General features: G+C 69.7%; 18 protein-coding genes. 8 read left to right on the top strand and 10 right to left on the bottom strand.

The window, feature by feature from the left end:
* The first annotated feature begins 100 nt into the window (after positions 1 to 100).
* Both hfq and hflX read left to right on the top strand, forming a co-directional pair.
* Positions 101 to 334: an RNA chaperone Hfq gene (gene hfq, locus RUMESO_RS06820; protein WP_037279136.1), complete on the top strand. Its 234-nt coding sequence runs from the start codon at positions 101 to 103 to the stop codon at positions 332 to 334.
* 3 nt (positions 335 to 337) lie between these two features.
* Positions 338 to 1,612, top strand: coding sequence for a GTPase HflX (hflX, locus tag RUMESO_RS06815; RefSeq protein ID WP_037279134.1), 1,275 nt, complete (start codon positions 338 to 340; stop codon positions 1,610 to 1,612).
* A 30-nt stretch (positions 1,613 to 1,642) separates the two neighbouring features.
* On the opposite strand, the gene RUMESO_RS06810 is transcribed toward hflX, so the two are convergent.
* Together RUMESO_RS06810 and RUMESO_RS06805 are read right to left on the bottom strand one after the other, a co-directional pair.
* A complete protein-coding gene (locus tag RUMESO_RS06810) occupies positions 1,643 to 2,716 on the bottom strand; it encodes a DMT family transporter (RefSeq protein ID WP_037279131.1) in 1,074 nt (357 codons plus the stop codon).
* A gap of 113 nt (positions 2,717 to 2,829) precedes the next feature.
* Positions 2,830 to 5,292: a penicillin acylase family protein gene (locus RUMESO_RS06805; protein ID WP_037279129.1), complete on the bottom strand. Its 2,463-nt coding sequence runs from the start codon at positions 5,290 to 5,292 to the stop codon at positions 2,830 to 2,832.
* Between the two features lie 82 nt (positions 5,293 to 5,374).
* Between RUMESO_RS06805 and RUMESO_RS06800 the strand changes: the two genes are divergently transcribed.
* Positions 5,375 to 6,268, top strand: a complete 894-nt coding sequence (locus RUMESO_RS06800; protein ID WP_037279127.1) for an NAD(P)-dependent oxidoreductase — start codon at positions 5,375 to 5,377, stop codon at positions 6,266 to 6,268.
* 12 nt (positions 6,269 to 6,280) lie between these two features.
* Here the strand turns inward: RUMESO_RS06800 and RUMESO_RS06795 are convergent, their stop codons facing one another.
* The 6 genes from RUMESO_RS06795 to RUMESO_RS06770 all read right to left on the bottom strand — a co-directional run bounded on the left by RUMESO_RS06795 (position 6,281) and on the right by RUMESO_RS06770 (position 12,680).
* Complete coding sequence (locus RUMESO_RS06795; RefSeq protein WP_245639185.1) at positions 6,281 to 7,546, bottom strand: branched-chain amino acid ABC transporter permease; 1,266 nt, start codon at positions 7,544 to 7,546, stop codon at positions 6,281 to 6,283.
* 77 nt (positions 7,547 to 7,623) lie between these two features.
* Positions 7,624 to 8,634 (bottom strand): branched-chain amino acid ABC transporter permease, encoded by a 1,011-nt coding sequence (locus RUMESO_RS06790; protein ID WP_037279125.1) that lies wholly within the window; start codon positions 8,632 to 8,634, stop codon positions 7,624 to 7,626.
* Between the two features lie 48 nt (positions 8,635 to 8,682).
* Positions 8,683 to 9,516, bottom strand: a complete 834-nt coding sequence (locus RUMESO_RS06785) for an ABC transporter ATP-binding protein (protein ID WP_082483400.1) — start codon at positions 9,514 to 9,516, stop codon at positions 8,683 to 8,685.
* Positions 9,513 to 10,289, bottom strand: a complete 777-nt coding sequence (locus RUMESO_RS06780) for an ABC transporter ATP-binding protein (protein WP_037279122.1) — start codon at positions 10,287 to 10,289, stop codon at positions 9,513 to 9,515. Before RUMESO_RS06780 ends, RUMESO_RS06785 begins: the two co-directional genes overlap by 4 nt.
* A 102-nt stretch (positions 10,290 to 10,391) precedes the next feature.
* Positions 10,392 to 11,582 carry an ABC transporter substrate-binding protein gene (locus RUMESO_RS06775; protein ID WP_037279121.1) on the bottom strand — a complete coding sequence of 397 codons (1,191 nt, stop codon included), beginning with the start codon at positions 11,580 to 11,582 and terminating at the stop codon, positions 10,392 to 10,394.
* A 93-nt stretch (positions 11,583 to 11,675) separates the two neighbouring features.
* Positions 11,676 to 12,680 carry a GlxA family transcriptional regulator gene (locus tag RUMESO_RS06770; RefSeq protein WP_037279348.1) on the bottom strand — a complete coding sequence of 335 codons (1,005 nt, stop codon included), beginning with the start codon at positions 12,678 to 12,680 and terminating at the stop codon, positions 11,676 to 11,678.
* A gap of 215 nt (positions 12,681 to 12,895) precedes the next feature.
* Between RUMESO_RS06770 and RUMESO_RS06765 the strand changes: the two genes are divergently transcribed.
* Positions 12,896 to 14,266 (top strand): class II 3-deoxy-7-phosphoheptulonate synthase, encoded by a 1,371-nt coding sequence (locus tag RUMESO_RS06765; RefSeq protein ID WP_037279119.1) that lies wholly within the window; start codon positions 12,896 to 12,898, stop codon positions 14,264 to 14,266.
* A gap of 64 nt (positions 14,267 to 14,330) precedes the next feature.
* Here RUMESO_RS06765 and RUMESO_RS06760 read toward each other — a convergent pair whose 3' ends face one another.
* Complete coding sequence (locus RUMESO_RS06760; RefSeq protein WP_051521093.1) at positions 14,331 to 15,002, bottom strand: PAS domain-containing protein; 672 nt, start codon at positions 15,000 to 15,002, stop codon at positions 14,331 to 14,333.
* A gap of 152 nt (positions 15,003 to 15,154) precedes the next feature.
* On the opposite strand from RUMESO_RS06760, the gene RUMESO_RS06755 reads away from it, so the two are divergent.
* Genes RUMESO_RS06755 through RUMESO_RS06745 form a run of 3 tightly spaced genes read left to right on the top strand, consistent with a single transcriptional unit; the run spans position 15,155 to position 17,238 of the window.
* On the top strand, positions 15,155 to 16,045 hold the full coding sequence (locus tag RUMESO_RS06755; RefSeq protein WP_037279118.1) for a YicC/YloC family endoribonuclease: 891 nt from the start codon (positions 15,155 to 15,157) through the stop codon (positions 16,043 to 16,045).
* 3 nt (positions 16,046 to 16,048) lie between these two features.
* The gene (gene gmk / locus RUMESO_RS06750; protein WP_037279117.1) at positions 16,049 to 16,708 is read left to right on the top strand and encodes a guanylate kinase; all 660 of its coding nucleotides are present in this window, start codon (positions 16,049 to 16,051) and stop codon (positions 16,706 to 16,708) included.
* The gene (locus RUMESO_RS06745) at positions 16,705 to 17,238 is read left to right on the top strand and encodes a gamma carbonic anhydrase family protein (protein ID WP_037279115.1); all 534 of its coding nucleotides are present in this window, start codon (positions 16,705 to 16,707) and stop codon (positions 17,236 to 17,238) included. Before gmk ends, RUMESO_RS06745 begins: the two co-directional genes overlap by 4 nt.
* On the opposite strand, the gene RUMESO_RS06740 is transcribed toward RUMESO_RS06745, so the two are convergent.
* Entirely contained in the window at positions 17,210 to 17,545 is a 336-nt protein-coding gene (locus RUMESO_RS06740; RefSeq protein ID WP_051521092.1) for a hypothetical protein, read from the bottom strand. The two genes, RUMESO_RS06745 and RUMESO_RS06740, sit on opposite strands and share 29 nt — an antisense overlap.
* Before the next feature lie 185 nt (positions 17,546 to 17,730).
* Here RUMESO_RS06740 and RUMESO_RS06735 point away from each other — a divergent pair, with 185 nt between their 5' ends.
* Positions 17,731 to 18,768: an ATP-binding protein gene (locus tag RUMESO_RS06735; protein WP_037279114.1), complete on the top strand. Its 1,038-nt coding sequence runs from the start codon at positions 17,731 to 17,733 to the stop codon at positions 18,766 to 18,768.
* The last annotated feature ends 118 nt before the right edge of the window (positions 18,769 to 18,886 follow it).

The raw sequence follows: 18,886 nt of genomic DNA, 5'->3' as shown, positions 1-18,886 counted from the left end.
GCCAGCGCCGGGGATGGAAACCCCCGTTGTCTCACGGCAGAGTGAGTCGGAGGGGGACGGCCCACCTGTGCAGGGCCGCAAGAACAAGGCGGGAGCCGGAATGGCCGACAGCAAGCAGAATCTTCAGGACGCGTTCCTCAACCACGTCCGGAAGACCAAGGTTCCCGTGACCATCTTCCTCATCAACGGCGTGAAGCTGCAGGGCGTCATCACCTGGTTCGATTCGTTCTGCGTGCTGCTGCGCCGGGACGGGCAGTCGCAGCTCGTCTACAAGAGCGCGATCTCGACCATCATGCCGGCTCAGGCCATCAACCTCTACGACGGGGACGAGTAGGCCTTGCTCGACCGCAGGGAGAAGGTGACCCGCGCCTGGGTCCTTCACCCGGACATCAAGGGCGACCGGGACGCGAGGCCGTCGGAGCCCGCGCTCGAGGAGGCCGTGGCGCTCGCCGCCGCGCTGCCGGGCCTCGACGTGCGGGGCTCGGAGGTCGTGAGGCTGGGGCGCGTGCATCCCGGGATGCTCTTCGGATCGGGGAAGATCGAGGAGCTGAAGGCGAGGTTCACGGAGGCCGAGGTTGAGCTCGTCCTAGTGGACGGGCCGGTATCGCCGGTGCAGCAGCGGAACCTGGAGAAGGAATGGGGGGTCAAGCTCCTCGACCGGACGGGGCTGATCCTGGAGATCTTCTCGGACCGCGCGCGGACTCGCGAGGGCGTGCTGCAGGTCGAGATGGCGGCGCTCAGCTACCAGCGGACGCGGCTGGTGCGGGCCTGGACCCACCTCGAACGCCAGCGCGGCGGCTTCGGCTTCGTCGGTGGCCCCGGCGAGACGCAGATCGAGGCCGACCGGCGAGCCATCGACGAGCAGCTCATCAAGCTCAAGCGCCAGATCGACCGGGTGGCGCGGACGCGGACGCTGCACCGGGCGGCGCGAGCCAAGGTGCCGTTCCCGGTCGTGGCGCTGGTGGGCTACACCAACGCCGGGAAGAGCACGATCTTCAACCGGCTGACCGGGGCCGAGGTGCTGGCGAAGGACATGCTCTTCGCCACGCTCGACCCGACGATGCGGCGGATCGTGCTGCCGGCGGGCCTGCAGGTGATCCTGTCGGACACGGTGGGCTTCATCAGCGACCTCCCGACCGAGCTGGTCGCGGCCTTCCGCGCAACGCTGGAGGAGGTGCTGGATGCGGACCTGATCCTGCACGTCCGGGACATCTCGCATCCCCAGACCGACGCACAGGCGCATGACGTGGAGGCGATCCTGGGGAGCCTCGGGGTCAGCGAGGCCACGCCGCTGATCGAGGTCTGGAACAAGATCGACCTCCTGACCCCCGAGGCGCGGGAGACGGTGCAGCGGCAGGGCGAGCGGGCGCCGGCGGTGTTCCCGGTCTCGGCGCTGACCGGGGAGGGGCTGGACGCGCTCCTCGCCGAGGTCGCGCGGCGGCTGGACGAGCCGCGCGAGGAGGAGGAGATCGTCGTGCCCTACGCCGCCGGGCGGCAGCGGGCTTGGCTCCACGAGAACCGGCTGGTCGTCGAGGAGCGGGATGAGGAGAAGGGGACGCGCGTGCGGGTTCGGTGGACGGCGCGGCAGAGGGACCGGTTCCTGACGCTCTGATCTGATCGTTGGCGTGCCAGCGTGCGGGGATCAGTGATTCCGCATCTCATGCTCGTGCCGATGGTGAAGGTCGGGATAGTGCGGATGCTTGTGCCGCATGGGCTCGTGCCGATGCCAGTGTGAGTGCGGCTCGCTCACGAGGCCGTCGTGGTGGTGCCGGTGGTGGTCGTCGTGCACATGGGCGTGCTCGTGCTCCAGCACCTCGTGGACGTGCTCGTGCTCGTGGCGTTCTGCGAGATGGAGCCAGAGTCCCAAGCCCATGAGCGCGCCGGCGAGGACGAGTTGCGCTGTGACCGTCTCGCGGAAGAGAAGCACCGCCAGCACCGCGCCGATGAAGGGGGCAAGCGAGAAGTAGGCGCCCGTGCGCGCGGCCCCGAGGTGGCGCAGCGCCAGCATGAACATGACGAGGCTCACGCCCACACCGAGAAAGCCCACCACGGCTCCCGCCGCGATCAAACCACCCCCTGGCAGGGCTGCACCAACCGAGAGAGCCAGCACCAGGTTGATGGTCCCCGCCACCAGCCCCTTGAGCATGGCGATCTGCACCGGGTCGGCCGACGAGAGCTTGCGCGTCAGGTTGTTGTCGATCCCCCAACACAGGCAGGCCCCCGCGATGAGGAGCCCGCCCAGGTCGAGCCGCGCGCCTTCCCCGCTCCAGGACAGCATGACGGCCCCGGCGAGGATGGCCGCCGCGCCGAGGAGGAGCCGGCGATCCACGTTCTCGCGGAACACCAGCCAGGCGATCCCCATCGTCGCCAAGCCTTCGAGGTTCAGGAGCAGCGAGCCCGAGGCGGCCGAGGTACGGGACAGGCCCAGCATCAGCAGGAGCGGGCCGAGGAGGCCGCCGAACAGGATCACGGCGGCGAGCCAGGGCGCATCGCATTGGCGGAGAGGAGCCTCGACACCTTCGAGGCCCAGAGCGGTGCGGCCCCCATGCACGAGCACGAGCCCCAGGCCCGCGCCGAGGTAGAGGATGCCCGCCAGGAGCCAGGGATCGACGGAGCCGATCAGCAGCTTCGAGAGGGGCGCGGACGCTCCGAACAGGACGGCCGAGGCGAGCGCGAGCGGAACGCCGGGCCAAAGGTGGGAATGGGTGACTGACATGACGACCGTTCTAGCCCGTCGAGAACGACTTCCGAGCGGTGCGGGGGCCGCGGGTCCTTGCACCGCTGGAACGATGTGGCTTTGCGAGGCCGACGTCAGGAGCGCGTTCGTGCCTACGGAGTCGGCACCAGCGTCGTCACCCCCACCGCCGCCGCTCGCGCGAGCGCCGGGTCGAGGCTCATCGGGATGTATTCGCCCCGCCGCCACAACTCGCCCAGGTCGTCGTAGAAAGGCGAGAGAGGATGCCCGCTCTGGCCGGTGGCGATGATGAAGACCGAGGAGTCAGGGTCCGCGAAGTCGTAGACGCCGCGATAGGCCGAGGCGTGGACGTTGAGATAGGGATTCGGCTCCTGGCCCGAGGTGACGCCGCGCATGAGGGTCTGGTCGCCGCCGCTCGTGCTCTGGCGGATGTTGACGAACCAGGCAAGGAGGGGTGTCGTGCCGAGGACCGGGTGGTCCTGCGCAGCCTCATGGGCGTCGCCCCAGCGCCAGGATTCGATGGCGGTGCCGTAACGCTCCCCGATCAGGAGGAGCGCGTCGTCGAGCGACTCGCGGGCCATGTCGTCGCAGGTCTCGACGGGGGCGGACTGCTTGACGTCGCACCAGGCCGAGGCGCCGTCGACGTTCTTGAACACGCGCTCGATGAACAGCGGCTCGACGTGGTCGAACCTGTCGGCAAGGGGGCCGAGGTCGTCGCGGATCAGCCGCTCCTGAAGGGCGCGCATCCAGGCGGAGTAGATCAGCGGCTCGGGCATGTGCTCGTTCATCTCGCCGTTCCATTCGGCGAGGAGGGCGAGGGCGCGCTGGCGCTGACGTTCGGGCGTGCCGTCGGGGGCGGCTTCGCCGGTGAACCAGAGATCGCGGCCGACGAGGGGCAGGAGCGTGCGGGCGGCGGGCGAGACGGTGTCGAGCTGCGCCTCGATGAAGCTCTCGCGCGTGTGGATCTCGCGGCCCTGCATCAGGAATTGCCAGCGCTGGATGCGCTGCGTGTCGCCCCAGAGGTAGGAGATGTGGTCGGGGAAGGGGGCGTCGAGGATCTTGTTGTTGGTGTTGCCGACGATTCCGCCCTCGGGGTCGAGGAAGACCGGGTTCGAGGACACGGGCTGGACGCCGTGCCAGCGGTTCTCGGGGTGCCAGCCGAGGGTGGGCAGGCGGCCCTTGCTCTGGTGGCCGGGGTCGCGGGCGGGGATGGCGCCGACGAGGGCCATGGCGATGTGCTCCCGGTCGGCGAGGGTGAGGTTCTGGGAGGGGGCGACGAAGAGCTTGGTCGCGTCGAGTCCCTCCTGCACGCTCCGGGCACGCATGAGGTGCATGGCGGCGGTCAGCGTCGTATCGTGGTCTGAGAGGGCCGTCCAGGCGACGGACATGACGTGGCCCGGCGGACGGACGAGGCCGAGGTCGAAGTCCTCGGGGCCGAGGACGGGGCCGTTGTCGGTCCAGCGGAGCGTCAGCGTTTCGGCGGGGGCGTCCTTGACCTCGATGATGCTGGCGCGGGTGCGGAAGGGGACCCAGCCGTCGGGGGTGCGGTATTCGTCGGCGTTCTGGGGGTTCACCTCCTCGGCATAGACGTCGAGGTCGTCGAGGTAGGAGGAGGTGACGCCCCAGCCGAGGTCGGCGTTGCGGCCGGTGATGACGACGGGGAGGCCGGGGATCGTGCCGCCGATGACGCCGCCGGACTGGAGCTCCAGGCGGGCGAGGTAGAACCAGCCGGGGGCTGTGAGGGGAAGGTGCGGGTCGTTGGCGAGGAGCGTGGAGCCGGTGGCGGAGCGGATGGGGCCGGAGGCCCAGGCGTTCGACGCGCCCGCAAGTGCCGTCTCGCCTCCGTTGGGAAAGAGCGGGTCGCGCGGCGCGGCATCGGCGTAGCTCGGCTGGAGGGGGCCGACGAGCTCGGCATAGGCGGGGAGCGCGGCGACGCCCTGGCCCGGCGCATCGGGGAGGATGTCGGCGAGGCGCTCGGGCGGGAGATCGAGCGAGGTGCGGGCGCGCAGGACCTCGGCCGGGAGCTGGGCGTTGAGCTCCAGCGCCATCAGCTTGAGGATCGCGAGCGAGTCGGCGGGCTGCCAGGGCGAGATCGCCTGCGGGAAGAGCCACATCTCGGGCGCGCCGCGACCGCGGGCGCCGGCGTTGACCTCCTGCAGCCAGGCGTTCACCCCGGCGCTGTAGGCGTCGAGCGCCGCCCCGGCATCGTCGTCCTGCGCGTCGACGGAGGCCGTCGCGAGGGTGTAGAGGTCGAGGCGACGCATCAGGCGGTCGATGGGGAGCGTCCGCTCGCCGAAGAGCTCGGACAGGCGCCCCTGGACGGTCCGGCGGAGCATCAGCATCTGCCAGAGCCGGTCCTGCGCATGGGCATAGCCTAGGGCGAAGAAGACGTCGGCGTCGGTCTTGCCGAAGATGTGCGGCACGTCGGAGTGGTCGCGGACGATCTCGACCGGCGCGCCGATCCCCTGGACCGCCCAAGTGCCGTCGTAGTCGGGCATGGACCGCGAGGCGACCCACCAGATGAAGCCGAAGCCCAGCACGCCCACCAGGACCAAGGCCACCGTCGCCCGGAAGAGCCAGCGGAAGAGGGTGACCATTCGCGGGCTCCCGGCGAGTTGGTTGACGAGGGCGGAGGGGGCGGCCATTCGTTTGGCAGGCTTTCAGAGGCGGGGCAAGCGCATGGCGGACAAAGCGGCGGGAGCGGGCGGCGAGCGGCTCGCCTTCCTTGGGTTGGGCGTGATGGGCGGGCCCATGGCCGGGCACCTCGCGGCCAAGGGGGCGGCGGTCACGGTCTACAACCGGACGCAGGCAAGGGCCGAGGCGTGGGTTGGGGAACATGGCGGCCGGAGCGTGCCGACGCCCCGCGAGGCGGCCGACGGCGCTCAGGCCGTGCTGGCCTGCGTGGGCAACGACGACGACCTGCGGAGCGTCTGCCTCGGGCCGGACGGGGCCTTTGCCGGGATGGCGGAGGGGACGCTCTTCATCGACCACACGACGGTCAGCGCCAGGGTCACGCGGGAACTCGCAGCCGAGGCGGCCAAGCATGGGATCGGCTACGTGGACGCGCCGGTCTCGGGCGGGCAGGCCGGGGCGGTCAACGGCCAGCTCTCGATCATGTGCGGGGGGCCCGAGGCGGACTACGCGCGCGCCGAGGACATCGTTCGTCCCTATACCCGCGTCTGCAAGCGCCTAGGGGAGGTCGGGGCCGGCCAGATGGCCAAGATGGCCAACCAGATCGCCATCGCCGGGCTCGTGCAGGGGCTCTCGGAGGCGCTGGCCTTTGCCGGGAAGGCGGGGCTCGACGGGCGGGCGCTGGTGGAGGTGATCTCGCAGGGGGCGGCCGGGTCGTGGCAGATGGTGAACCGGCACGGAACCATGATCGACGACCACTTCGACCACGGCTTCGCCGTGGACTGGATGCGGAAGGACCTCGGAATCTGCCTCGACACCGGGCGTGAGATCGGGGCCTCGCTGCCCGTCACCGCCCTGGTGGACCAGTTCTACGGCGACGTGCAGGCCATGGGCGGCGGGCGCTGGGACACCTCTAGCCTCATCAAGAGGCTGCGACGGTAGGGGCTTGGGCCCCTACCGTTCCGGGAGGAGGCCCCTCGGCGAGAAGCGCAGGACGAGCAGCAGGACCACGCCCATCGTCAGCAGGCGCATATGGGCGCTTGCGTCGTGGAGATGTGCGGCGAGGCCCGAGCCTGGGGGGAGGACAGAGATGATGTGGCCGAAGAGCCAGTTGCCCAGCGGCTCCACGATGACCCAGAGCCACCAGATCAGGAAGCCGCCCAGCACCGCGCCCCAGTTGTTGCCCGAGCCGCCGACGATCACCATGACCCAGATCAGGAAGGTGTAGCGCAGTGGGGTGTAGGAGCCCGGCGTGAGTTGGCCGTCGAGAGTCACCATCATGGCGCCCGCGACGCCGCAGATGGCGCTCCCCAGGATGAAGATCTGGAGGTGGCGCCGGGTCACGTCCTTGCCCATCGCCTCGGCCGCGTCCTCGTTGTCGCGGATCGCGCGCATCATGCGGCCCCAGGGCGACTTGAGCGCGAGCTGGGCAAGGGTCAGGAGGACCAGCAGGACGACGGCGAAGAGGCCCAGGTAGAGCAGCTTGACCCAGAGGGTCGAGGCGGAGACGGGGTCGAGTCCGAACTCGGCCGCGCGGGCGACGAAGGCAGGGTCGCGCTGAAGGACGATCTCCTGCGGCACGGGCGAGGGGACGCCGATGACGTTCTTGACGCCGCGGGCGAGCCAGTCCTCGTTCTTCAGCACCGCGAGGATGATCTCGGCGATGCCGAGCGTCGCGATGGCGAGGTAGTCCGAGCGCAGCCCCAGGGCCGTCTTGCCGATGATCCAGGCCGCGCCTGCGGCGAGGAGGCCGCCCACCGGCCAGGACAGCAGCACCGGCAGGCCCATCCCGCCCAGGTAGCCCGTCGAGGCGGAGTTGACGGCCTCGATGGCCGCGACGCCGGGATCGAGCACCGCGCGCGTGACGAGGTAGCCCACGACGCCGACCGCGATCATGGCCAGGGTCTTGGCGCGGCCGGAGGCCATGCGGCCCCTGACGGCGACCACGGCGACCACCGTGAGGACGCCGAGGGCAAGGCCAGCCAGGGTGCGCAGGCCGCCGGCCGCCCAGGCATCGGCCACCGGGGGCATGGAGACCAGCACGGCGCCCAGACCGCCCAGCGCCAGGAAGCCCATGATCCCGATGTTGAAGAGCCCGGCGAAGCCCCACTGCAGGTTCACGCCGAGAGCCATGATGGCCGAGATCAGCCCCATGTTGATGACGGTCAGCGCGTAGTTCCAGCCCATGAGGACGCCCGTGCCGACCAGCAGGACGGCCATCGCAAGATAGAGCAGGACCGGGCGCAGCGCCGTCGAGGCCGGGCGCGGCCGGGCGAGCGCGGTGTCGGGGAGCGTGGTCATACCGACTGTCCCTTGAAGAGGCCCGTGGGCTTGAAAAGGAGCACGATGATGAGGATCGCGAAGGAGACCGCGAACTTGTATTCGGTGGACATGAGCTGGAGCAGGCCCGACGGCATCCAGTCGCCCGGCGCGGCGTAGGCCACGACCTGCTTCCAGGCGTAGGTCACCATGACCTCGGAGAAGGCGATCACGAAGCCGCCCGCGATGGCGCCGAGCGGGTTGCCGAGGCCCCCCACCACCGCCGCCGCGAAGATCGGCAGCAGGAGCTGGTAGTAGGTGAAGGCCTTGAAGCTCTTGTCGAGGCCGTAGAGCACGCCCGCCGTGGTGGCGAGCGCCGCCACGATGATCCAGGTTACGGCGACCACGCGATCGGGGTTGATGCCCGAGAGGAGCGCGAGGTCCTCGTTGTCCGAGAAGGCGCGCATCGACTTGCCGGTGCGGGTCCGGTTCAGGAACCAGAAGAGCAGCGCCACCGCGATGGCGGCCACGACCACGGTCAGCAGTTGCGTCGTGCGGAGCGCGAGGCCTTCCTCCAGCCCCGACCACTCCTTGAAGGCGCGGGCGTTGATGATGAAACGTTCGCCGTCGGTGAACTGGATCTCCTCGACTCCGATGATGAAGCGGACGAGGCCGTTCATCACGAACATCACGCCCATGGAGGCGACGACGAGGATCACCGGCGCGGCCTTGGCATCCCGGTAGAAGCGATAGACCGCGCGGTCGGTGCCCAGCACGAGGAGCGCCGTCGCGGCGATGCCCAAGGGCAGCGCGATGAGCGCGGTGGGGAGCGGGCCGAAGCTGATCCCGGCCGACTGGAGCGCCCAGGTCACCAGGATCGTCATGGCCGTCCCGAAGGCCATCGTGTCGCCATGCGCGAAGTTCGAGAAGCGCAGGATGCCGTAGATCAGCGTCACCCCCAGCGCACCCAGCGCGAGCTGCGAGCCGTAGGCGACGGCCGGGATGAACACGAAGTTCAGGAAGGCCACTAGGCCGTTGAGGAGGTCCATCACCGGAGCCTTTCCGTGCTGGGATGGCAATGGGTTACGGCGCGCATCTCAACCACCGAGGAAGCTCTTGCGCACCTGCGGGTCGGCGAGGAGTTCCTTGCCGGTCCCGGTGAAGGCGTTCGCGCCCTGGACAAGGACGTAGCCCTTGTCGGCGATCTCCAGCGCCTGGCGGGCGTTCTGCTCGACCATGAGGATGGTGATGCCCTGGCGCGCGACCTCGATGATGCGGTCGAAGAGCTCGTCCATGACGATGGGCGAGACGCCGGCCGTGGGCTCGTCGAGCATCAGGACCGAAGGCTGCGTCATCAGCGCGCGGCCGACCGCGACCTGCTGGCGCTGGCCGCCCGAGAGCTCGCCGGCGGCCTGCCGCCTCTTGTCGCGGAGGATCGGGAACAGGCCGTAAACCTGCTCGATCGTTCGGGAAATGTCGTCGCGGCGGAGGAAGGCGCCCATCTCCAGGTTCTCCTCCACGGTCATGGAGGGGAAGATGTTCCGGGTCTGGGGCACGAAGGCCATGCCCTTGGCGACGCGGGCCTGCGGCGTCAGGCGGGTGATGTCCTCGCCGTTCAGGCGCACGCTCCCCGCGCGGAGGTCGAGCATCCCGAAGACCGCCTTCATCGCGGTCGACTTGCCGGCGCCGTTGGGGCCCACGATGACCGCGATCTGGCCCTTCTCGGCGGCGATGGTGCAGCCGTTCAGGATATTGGCGCCCTTGCCGTAGCCGCCGGTCATGGCCTCGCCCACGAGGAAGGCGTTCACCACACCGGGGGCGGGCCGCGTGCCGCTGTTGTCGGCGACGTGGAGCGTGGAGGCCACGTTCTCCTTGGTGGCGGAGCGGTCGTTGTTGCCGCGGTCGTCGCGGAGGGCGTCGAGGTCGCTCATGCCGTCGCCTTGTTCTTGAGTCCGGTGCCGAGATAGGCCTCGATCACGGCCTCGTTCTGCATGATCTCGCGCGCCGAGCCTTCGGCCAGCACCTTGCCCTGCGCCATCACGATCACCGGGTCGCAGAGGCGGCCGATGAAGTCCATGTCGTGCTCGATGACGCAGAAGGTGTAGCCGCGCTCCTTGTTCAGGCGCACGATGGCGTCGGCGATGGTGTTGAGCAGCGTCCGGTTCACGCCGGCGCCGACCTCGTCGAGGAAGACGATCCGGGCGTCCACCATCATGGTGCGGCCGAGTTCGAGCAGCTTCTTCTGCCCGCCGGAGAGGTTGCCGGCCTTCTCGTCCGCGAAGTGGCTGATCGTCAGGAAGTCGAGCACCTCGTCGGCCTTGCGGGCCAGCGCGCGCTCCTCCTGCCGGATGCGCCCGCGGGCGAACCATGCGCTCCAGATGCTCTCGCCCGCCTGGTTGGGGGGCACCATCATCAGGTTCTCGCGCACGGTCATCGAAGAGAACTCGTGCGCGATCTGGAAGGTGCGCAGAAGGCCCTTGTGGAAGAGCTCGTGCGGGGGAAGGCCGGTGATGTCCTCGCCCGCCATGGTGACGCGGCCTGAGGTGGGCGACAGCCGACCGGCGATGACGTTGAAGAGCGTGGTCTTGCCCGCGCCGTTGGGGCCGATCAGGCCCGTGATGCTCCCCTTGCGGATGGCGAGGCTCGCGCCATCCACGGCCCGGAAGCCGCCGAAATGCTTGTGGAGGTCGTGGACCTCGATCATGCGGTTGCGTCCCCCTCAGGCGCTAGGCCCCTGCGGGCTCTCCATGCGCGACGGCCCGGGGCTCTAGCCCGGGCCGTCCGATCTCGTCAATCGAAATTGACGTCAGCGATACTTGACGGTCTCGATCTGGCCGTCCTTGAACTCGAGCTCGCGGTAGTTGCCCGCCGACTCGCCGGCACCGATCAGCTCGACCGCCGAGGCGCCCTCGTAGTCGATGTCCTGGCCCTGCGCGATCAGGTCGAGCGCCTTGCCGAGCTCGCCGGGGAAGATCTGCTCGCCGGGGGCGTTGGCGAGGTCGAGCACCTTGGTCGTCCAGTCGGCCGAGTTGGTGGACTTCGCGGCCGCCATCGAGAGGAGGATCAGCGCGGCGGCGTCGTAGGATTCCGGCGCGAAGGACGAGGTGCCGTCGAAGCCGGCGGCCTGGGCGATCTCGATCCACTTGGCGGCGCCGGGGCTGTCGGTGCCGGGCAGGTCGCCGTAGGAGCTGTCGAGGCCCGAGCCCAGCGCGGTCACGATGTCCTGGCCCACCATGCCGTCGGGCAGGTAGAAGGTGTCGAAGGCGCCGGTGTCGAGCGCGTTCTGGATGATGCCCCGGCCGCCCTGGTCGGTGTAGCCGGCAACCACGAGCATGTCGGCGCCCGAGGCGGCGAGGGCCGCGACCTCGGCCGAGTAGTCGGCCTTGCCGTCCTCGTGCGGGGCGACGATGGCGACGGTGCCGCCCTTCTCCTGGAAGGCGGCCTGGAAGGAATCGGCAAGGCCCTTGCCGTAGTCGTTGTTGGTGTAGGTCAGGGCCACGTTGGTGACGCCGCGCTCGGTCAGGATGTCGGCCATGATCTGGCCCTGGCGCGCGTCCGAGGGGGCGGTGCGGAAGAACAGGCCGTTGTCCTCGGCGGTCGAGAGGCCGGGCGAGGTGGCGGAGGGAGAGATCATCCCGATGCCGTTCGGCACGGCGACGTTGGTCAGGACGGCGTTGGTCACGCCCGAGCAGTCGGCGCCCATGATGGCGTTGATGCCGCTCGAGACCAGACCTTCGGCGGCGGCCGTCGCGGCGGCGGCGTCGATGCAGGTGGAGTCGGCACGCTCGGACGTCGCCTGTTGGCCATTCACGCCGCCAGCCTCGTTGACCTCGGCGATGGCGATCTCGGCGGACTGCGCCATGGTGGGCGTGATCGACTCGAGCGGGCCGGTGAAGCCGAGGATGATGCCGATCTTGGGCGCGGCGCCCGCGTCCTGGGCGGTTGCGGCCCCGGCGGTCAGAGCCACGGCCGAAGCGGCCAGAAGCAGGTTCTTCATTGTCGTCTCCCTGTGAGGATTCCCAATCCTGCGCGGCAGGCTAGCCGTGCGGAAAGCCCTTGTGAAGCCGCATTCCCGGGCAGGGACGTGGGGTTAGATGGAGAGCCGAGCGCCCTGCGTGCCCCTCTCCCGATAGGGAGTCGTGCCGTAATGGGCACGGTAGCACTTGGAGAAATGCGAGGGCGAGGCGAAGCCGCAGGCCAGCGCGACGTTGATGACGCTCATGTCGGTCTGCATCAGCAGGTTGCGCGCCTTCTGGAGCCGCAACTCCATGTAGTAGCGCTTGGGCGAGCGGTCGAGGTAGCGACGGAACAGCCTCTCGAGCTGCCGGGTGGAGAGGCCCACGTCCTCGGCCAGCGTCGCGGGCGAGATCGGCTCCTCGATGGACTGCTCCATGATCTGGATGACGCGCGACAGCTTGGGGTGGCGCACCCCGATCCGCGTCGGGATCGAGAGGCGCTGCGTGTCTTGGTCGGTGCGGATCGAGGAGTAGATGAGCTGGTCGGCGACGGCGTTGGCCAGTTCCTCGCCATGGTCGTCGGCGACGAGCTTGAGCATCAGGTCGATGGAGGCGGTGCCGCCCGCCGTCGTGATGCGGTTGCCGTCGATGACGAAGACCGACTTCGTCAGGGTCACGTCCTCGAACTCCTCGCCGAAGGAGTCCTGGTTCTCCCAGTGGATCGTGGCCCTGCGCCCGTCGAGCAGCCCCGCCTTGGCGAGCGAATGGGCCGCCGTGCAGAGGCCGCCGATGACGACGCCGCGCCGCGCCTCGCGTCGCAGCCAGTTGAGGAGCGTGCGCGTCGTCGCGGCCTGGACGTCGATGCCCCCGCAGACGAGCACGGTGTCGTCGCGGGAGAGTTCGCCCAGGTCCATGTCCACCTTGAACACGGCCCCGTTCGAGCAGGTGATGCTGTCGCCCCCTTCGCCCGCAAGCGTCCAGGTGTAGAGGGTCCGTCCGGCCATGCGGTTGGCGATCCGCAGCGGCTCCACGGCGCAGGCGAAGGAGAGCATCGTGAAGTCCTTGAGGAGGACGAACACGAAGCGACGGGTCTTTCCCTTGGCGGGGACGAGGTCGATGGACTGGGGCTGGGCGTTCATGAGGGCAACCTGCAGGACGGCATCCCGCCGCCCGATTGCGACCATTTCAGACTCCGGGTGTCGCTGCAAGATGGCGCGGAAACGGCATCGCGTGTCGCTCATGCCGCATCCGCGAAGGCCGGCGGGGCAAGATTACGCATGGACATGGCAGGGCCGGAAGCTGTAAGCGCCCCCACGGAGGGAGGGACCCCTCCGCGCGACCCAAGGAGGCCGAGATGGGCGAGTGGCAGAAGACGGACTGGCGGAAGAAGCCGCGGGTTCAGATGCCCGACTATCCCGATCAGGAGAAGCTGCACTCGGTCGAGGGGCGGCTGGCCTCCTATCCGCCCCTGGTCTTCGCGGGCGAGGCCCGGCGGCTGAAGTCGCACCTGGCCAAGGTGGCGAAGGGAGAGGCCTTCCTCCTCCAGGGCGGCGACTGCGCGGAGAGCTTCGCCGAGTTCTCGGCGGACAACATCCGCGACACGTTCAAGGTCATCCTGCAGATGGCCATGGTGCTGACCTACGGCGCCAAGGTTCCGGTCGTGAAGGTCGGGCGCATGGCCGGGCAGTTCGCCAAGCCGCGCTCCTCCGCCATGGAGACGGCGAACGGGGTCGAGCTGCCGTCCTACAAGGGCGACATCATCAACGGCTTCGACTTCACCGAGGCCGCGCGGGTCCCCGATCCCGAGCGGATGCTGCAAGCCTACCTGCAGGCCGCCGCCTCGCTGAACCTGCTGCGCGCCTTCTCGACCGGCGGCTATGCGGACATCCACAAGGTCCACGCCTGGACGCTGGGCTTCACCGCCTCGCCGGAGGCCGAGAAGTACCGCGAGATGGCGAACCGGATCTCGGACACGCTCGACTTCATGGAGGCCGTGGGCATCCGCGACGAGGCGTCCCATGCGCTGCAGACCGTCGAGTTCTTCACCTCGCACGAGGCGCTGCTCCTCGAATACGAGGAGGCGCTGACGCGGGTCGATTCGACCACCGGCCAGTGGCTCGCGGGAAGCGGGCACATGATCTGGATCGGCGACCGGACCCGGCAGCCGGACGGGGCCCACGTGGACTACGCGCGGGGCGTGCAGAACCCGATCGGGCTCAAGTGCGGACCGTCGATGACGACCGGGCACCTCAAGGCGCTGATGGCGAAGCTCAACCCCAGGAACGAGCCCGGTCGGCTGACGCTGATCGCGCGCTTCGGAGCCGGCAGCGTGGGCGAGCACCTGCCGCGCCTGATCCGCGCGGTGCAGGAGGAGGGCGCGCAGGTCGTCTGGTCCTGCGACCCGATGCACGGGAACACGATCAAGTCGTCCTCGGGCTACAAGACCCGGCCCTTCGAATCGGTCCTGCGCGAGGTGCGCGAGTTCTTCGCGGTCCACAACGCGGAAGGCACGATTCCCGGCGGCGTCCACTTCGAGATGACCGGCAAGGACGTGACCGAGTGCACCGGCGGCGTCCGCGCCGTGACTGACGAGGACCTCTCGGACCGCTACCACACCGCCTGCGACCCGCGCCTCAACGCGAGCCAGGCGCTGGAGCTGGCCTTCCTCGTGGCCGAGGAGCTGTCCTCGCGCCGCACAGGCCTTGCCCGGGCCGAAGCGGTCTGAGACGCCGCACCGAACGTGAGGAGAACGCCCGGCCCCACGGCCGGGCGTTTCGTTTTGCAGCCCCTCAGCTTCGGCTGTTGTCCACGACGAGGCGCAGATAGGGCCGGTGGCTTTCGGCGAACTCCGGGGCCACGGCGGCTTTGGCCACGGGGAAGCCCAGCGGCGCGGCGAGTGGAAGGACCTGGAAGCGCGACGGCGATTCGGCGAGGTCGAACTTCACGATGCTCGCCCGCTTGGTGCCTTGGACCACGAAGCCACCCAGGGCGCGCGTGACCTGCCCGTCGCGGTCCAGCATCGGCAGAAGCAGGAGGCGGCCGGACAGCGGAGTGCGAAACACCCCCTGACGTGCCTCGGCCGCGAGCTCCACGATGGCCGGCGCGTCGAAGCACCGTTCGAGCCAACGGCGCAGGGACTCGCGCGAGCCGGGCGCGAAGAAGACTGAAAGCGGCAGCCCGCGCGCCTCGGTCCCCAGCAGGGTGGACAGCGCCCGGCCGACGATCCGCAGCCGCGCCACCCCGGGCGCCGCGCGCTCGAGGACGAAGGCATGGGGCAGGGCGCCGGCGATGCGGCTGGGGTCGAGATCGGCGCGATGGGGCAGGTGGAACGACCGGGCCTTGAGCTCGCGCCAGTGAGCCTCGATCTCGGCGAGGGCTGGGCGCTCCTGGCGGCCGTGGCGTGCGAAGAGGGCCTTGAGGGGCTCGGTGCCGGGATCGCTGTCGTCCCTGTCCTCTGCCATGTCGCCCTCCCCACGGTTCAACCTGCTTACTTGAGATTTAATCTAATGAATTGGCCGGAAAAGTCCGCTGGAAAGTTACCAAGAGGTTAACCGCTTGCCTTCGCGCGCCGCGCCGGAAAGGATGACCGGACACGCGACGACAGGGACGCCCGATGATCCGCTCCATGACCGCCTTCGCGAGCCGCCGGGGCTCCTTCGGGGACCTCCAGTGGGACTGGGACCTGCGCGGGGTCAACGGCCGGGGGCTGGAGCTGCGGCTGCGCCTGCCCGAGGGGATCGAGGGGCTGGAGCCCGGCGTGCGCGCGGCGCTCTCGGCGCGGCTGTCGCGCGGGAACGTGTCGCTGACCCTGCGGCTCTCGCGGCCGGCGGGCGAAGGGGGATTCGGCATCGACGAGGCGCAGCTCGACCGCGTGCTGCACGCCCTGGAGCACGTCCAGCAGCGCGCCTTCGCGTTGGGCGTGACGCTGAACCAGCCCAATGCCGCCGACGTGCTGGCGCAGAAGGGGGTGGTCGTCGCGGCTCCCCCCGGCGAAGCGGAGGAGGGGCTCCTGCCCGCGCTCCTGGGCGATTTGGCTGGGCTCCTCGACGACTTCGTGGCAGCGCGGGAGGCCGAGGGTCGGGCGCTCGGGTCCGTCCTGCGGGACCAGATCGACGGGATCGCCGCCATGGCGGACGAGGCGGCGCGGCTGGCCGAGGCCCGGCGCGAGGAGGCGCGCGAGGCGCTGACCGGAGCGCTGCGGCGGGTGCTCCTCGACGTGCCGGAGGTGGAGGAGGCGCGGCTGGCCCAGGAGCTCGCGCTGATCGCCGTCAAGGCGGACGTGACCGAGGAGATTGACCGGCTCCGCGCCCATGTCGCGCAGGCGCGGGATCTGCTGGCCGACGACAAGCCGGCCGGGCGGCGCCTCGACTTCCTGGCGCAGGAGTTCAACCGCGAGGCCAACACGCTCCTGTCCAAGTCCGGCTCGGCGCCGCTGTCGCGCCTCGGGCTTGACCTCAAGGCGGCCATCGACCAGATGCGCGAGCAGGTCCAGAACGTGGAGTAGGGGATGCCCGCCCAGGAAGCACCCACGCGGCGCGGTCTCCTGATCATCCTGTCCTCGCCCTCGGGCGCGGGCAAGACGACGCTGGCGCGACGGCTGCTCGCGGCGGACCCGCAGGTCTCGTTCTCCGTCTCGGCGACGACCCGGCCGCCCCGTCCGGGCGAGGTGGACGGGCGCGAGTATCACTTCGTCACCCGCGACGAGTTCATGGCCATGGTGGAGCTCGGGGACCTCCTCGAGCACGCCGAGGTCTTCGGCAACCTCTACGGCAGCCCCCGCGTCCCCATCGAGAGATCGATGGCGCAGGGGCGGGACACGCTCTTCGACATCGATTGGCAGGGTGGGCAGCAGATCCGCAACTCGCCGCTCGGGCGCGAGGTGGTGTCGATCTTCATCCTCCCGCCCTCGATGGCCGAGCTGGAGCGGCGGCTCAAGGCCCGGGCGCAGGACAGCGAGGAGGTGATCGCCGGCCGCATGGGGCGCGCGATGGACGAGACGAGCCACTGGGCGGAATACGACTACGTGCTCGTCAACCGGGACCTCGACGAGACCGAGGCCAAGGTGCGGCACATCGTCGAGGTCGAGCGGCTGCGGCGCGACCGTCAGCCCTGGCTCACCGACTTCGTGCGGGGGCTCGCGCGCGAGTTCCAGGAGGGCGTGGGGTGATCTGGGCGCTGGAGGGGCAGGGGCCGGAGATCCATCCCACGGCCTGGATCGCGCCGGATGCCCAGATCATCGGCAAGGTGCGGATCGGCGCCCGCGCGTCGGTCTGGTTCGGGGCCGTGCTGCGCGGCGACAACGAATGGATCGAGCTGGGCGAGGGGACCAACGTCCAGGAACTCTCCGTCCTGCACACCGACTGGGGCTTTCCCCTGAGCATCGGGGCGCGCTGCACGATCGGCCACAAGGCCATGGTTCATGGCTGCACGATCGGCGACCAGAGCCTCGTCGGGATGTCGGCCACGATCCTCAACGGCGCCGTCATCGGGCGCGAGAGCCTCGTCGGCGCGGCGGCGCTCGTCACCGAGGGCAAGCGTTTCGAGGAGCGCAGCCTGATCGTCGGTGCTCCGGCCAAGGCGGTCCGCGGCCTGGACGACGCGGCGGTGGAGCGGCTGCGCCTCTCGGCCGAGCACTATGCGGCGAACGCGGCCCGCTTCGCCGCTGGCCTCAGCCCGGCCGATCCGGCTCGTGGCTGACGACCACCAGGTCGAAGTCGAGCCCGGGCGCGTCGGCCATCACTTCGGCCTTCACGAGCCCGGGCCTGGGCAGCGGCGCGGTCAGGGCCCTGTAGGGGCCGCGATAACCCAACTGCGCGAGGCGTCGGGCGACGTCCATGGCGTCGAAGTCCTGTCCGATGAGTGGAGAGACCACCATGTCGGGCATGGCCTCGAGCAGGAGCCCGGCCTCCAGGTCATCGAACTCGGCGAAGCGATAGCCCTGCTGGCGCAGGATCGCGGGACCTCCTCCGCCGGTGAGCTTGAGAGGGCCGATCACGAGAATCATGGCGCCACCGGAGCGAAGGCCCTCGAGACGTTGGACGGGAACGGACTGCACTGGGACGACCTGCGAGCTTTGCAACCCTGGGCTGAGAAGGCTCGCCTATCAGTTGCAAACCATGATAGTCCAGCCCTCGACCGGCACAAGACGTTGCGTCAGCCGCGCCGGAAAATAAGCTTCGACTGTTACCCATGTTGTCCGATTCTCTGGCCCTGATCGCGGCGCTGCCGATCCCGGCCGTGCTGATCGGTCAAGACGAGCGGATCGAGGCAACCAACGCCGCCGCCGCGCAACTGTTCGGGCATGACGGAACGGGACGGCATTACATCACAGTGCTGCGGCAACCGGCGACGCTCGATGTCGTCGAGGGCACGCTCCGCGACGGCCAGCCCCGGGAGGGGCACTACCTGGGCCGGGATGGCGGCCGCGATTCGACCTGGCGGGCCAGCGCGCGGAGCGTGGCGTTCGCCTCGGGGCGGCACGTCCTCGTCACCTTCGAGGACGTGACGGCGGTGGAGGAGGCGGGGCAGATCCGGCGCGACTTCGTGGCCAACGTGAGCCACGAGCTTCGGACGCCGTTGACGGCCTTGCTCGGGTTCCTGGAGACGCTGCGGGGACCGGCGCGGGACGACCCGGCCGCGCGCGAGCGCTTCCTGGGCATCGCCACGCGCGAGGCGCAGCGCATGGCGCGCCTCGTGGACGACCTGCTGTCCCTCAGCCAGGTCGAGGCCGAGGAGCGGCGGCGTCCCACCGGGCAAGTGGACCTGCGCGCGCTTACGGCCTCGGTCGCGGCGTCTCTGGAGCCCTTGGCGGGGCAGGCCGGGGCGGAACTGCGGCTCGACCTCCCGGAGGCTCGCATGACCGTCCCGGGCGACGAGGGGCAGCTTCGCCAGGTGCTCACCAACCTCGTGGAGAATGCGATCAAGTATGGAGGCCATGGCGGACCGGTGGAGATCGCGCTGACCGGACCGGCCGAGGAGCCGAGCCTGCGCCGCAACGGCCTGCGCCTCAGCGTCACGGACCGTGGGCCCGGCATCGCGACGCATCACATCCCCCGGCTGACGGAGCGCTTCTATCGCGTGGACACGCACCGCTCGCGCGAGGTGGGCGGCACCGGACTGGGCCTCGCCATCGTCAAGCACATCGTGAACCGCCACCATGGGCGTCTCATGGTAGAGAGCGATCTCGGGAAGGGGAGCCGGTTCACCGTGGTGCTGCCGGCGGAGTGAACGGGACGACCACTCCCGAAAGTCGTATAATATATATTATGTCAATTAAGGCCGTCGTCGGACATCCTGGGCGACCTGCTGCGTTTGGCATGGATCGGCAGGTCCGCCTCGGCTATGC

It is taken from the genome of Rubellimicrobium mesophilum DSM 19309, from assembly GCF_000600335.2.
Lineage (GTDB): Bacteria > Pseudomonadota > Alphaproteobacteria > Rhodobacterales > Rhodobacteraceae > Rubellimicrobium > Rubellimicrobium mesophilum.
This window is presented reverse-complemented; position numbering and strand designations above follow the sequence as displayed.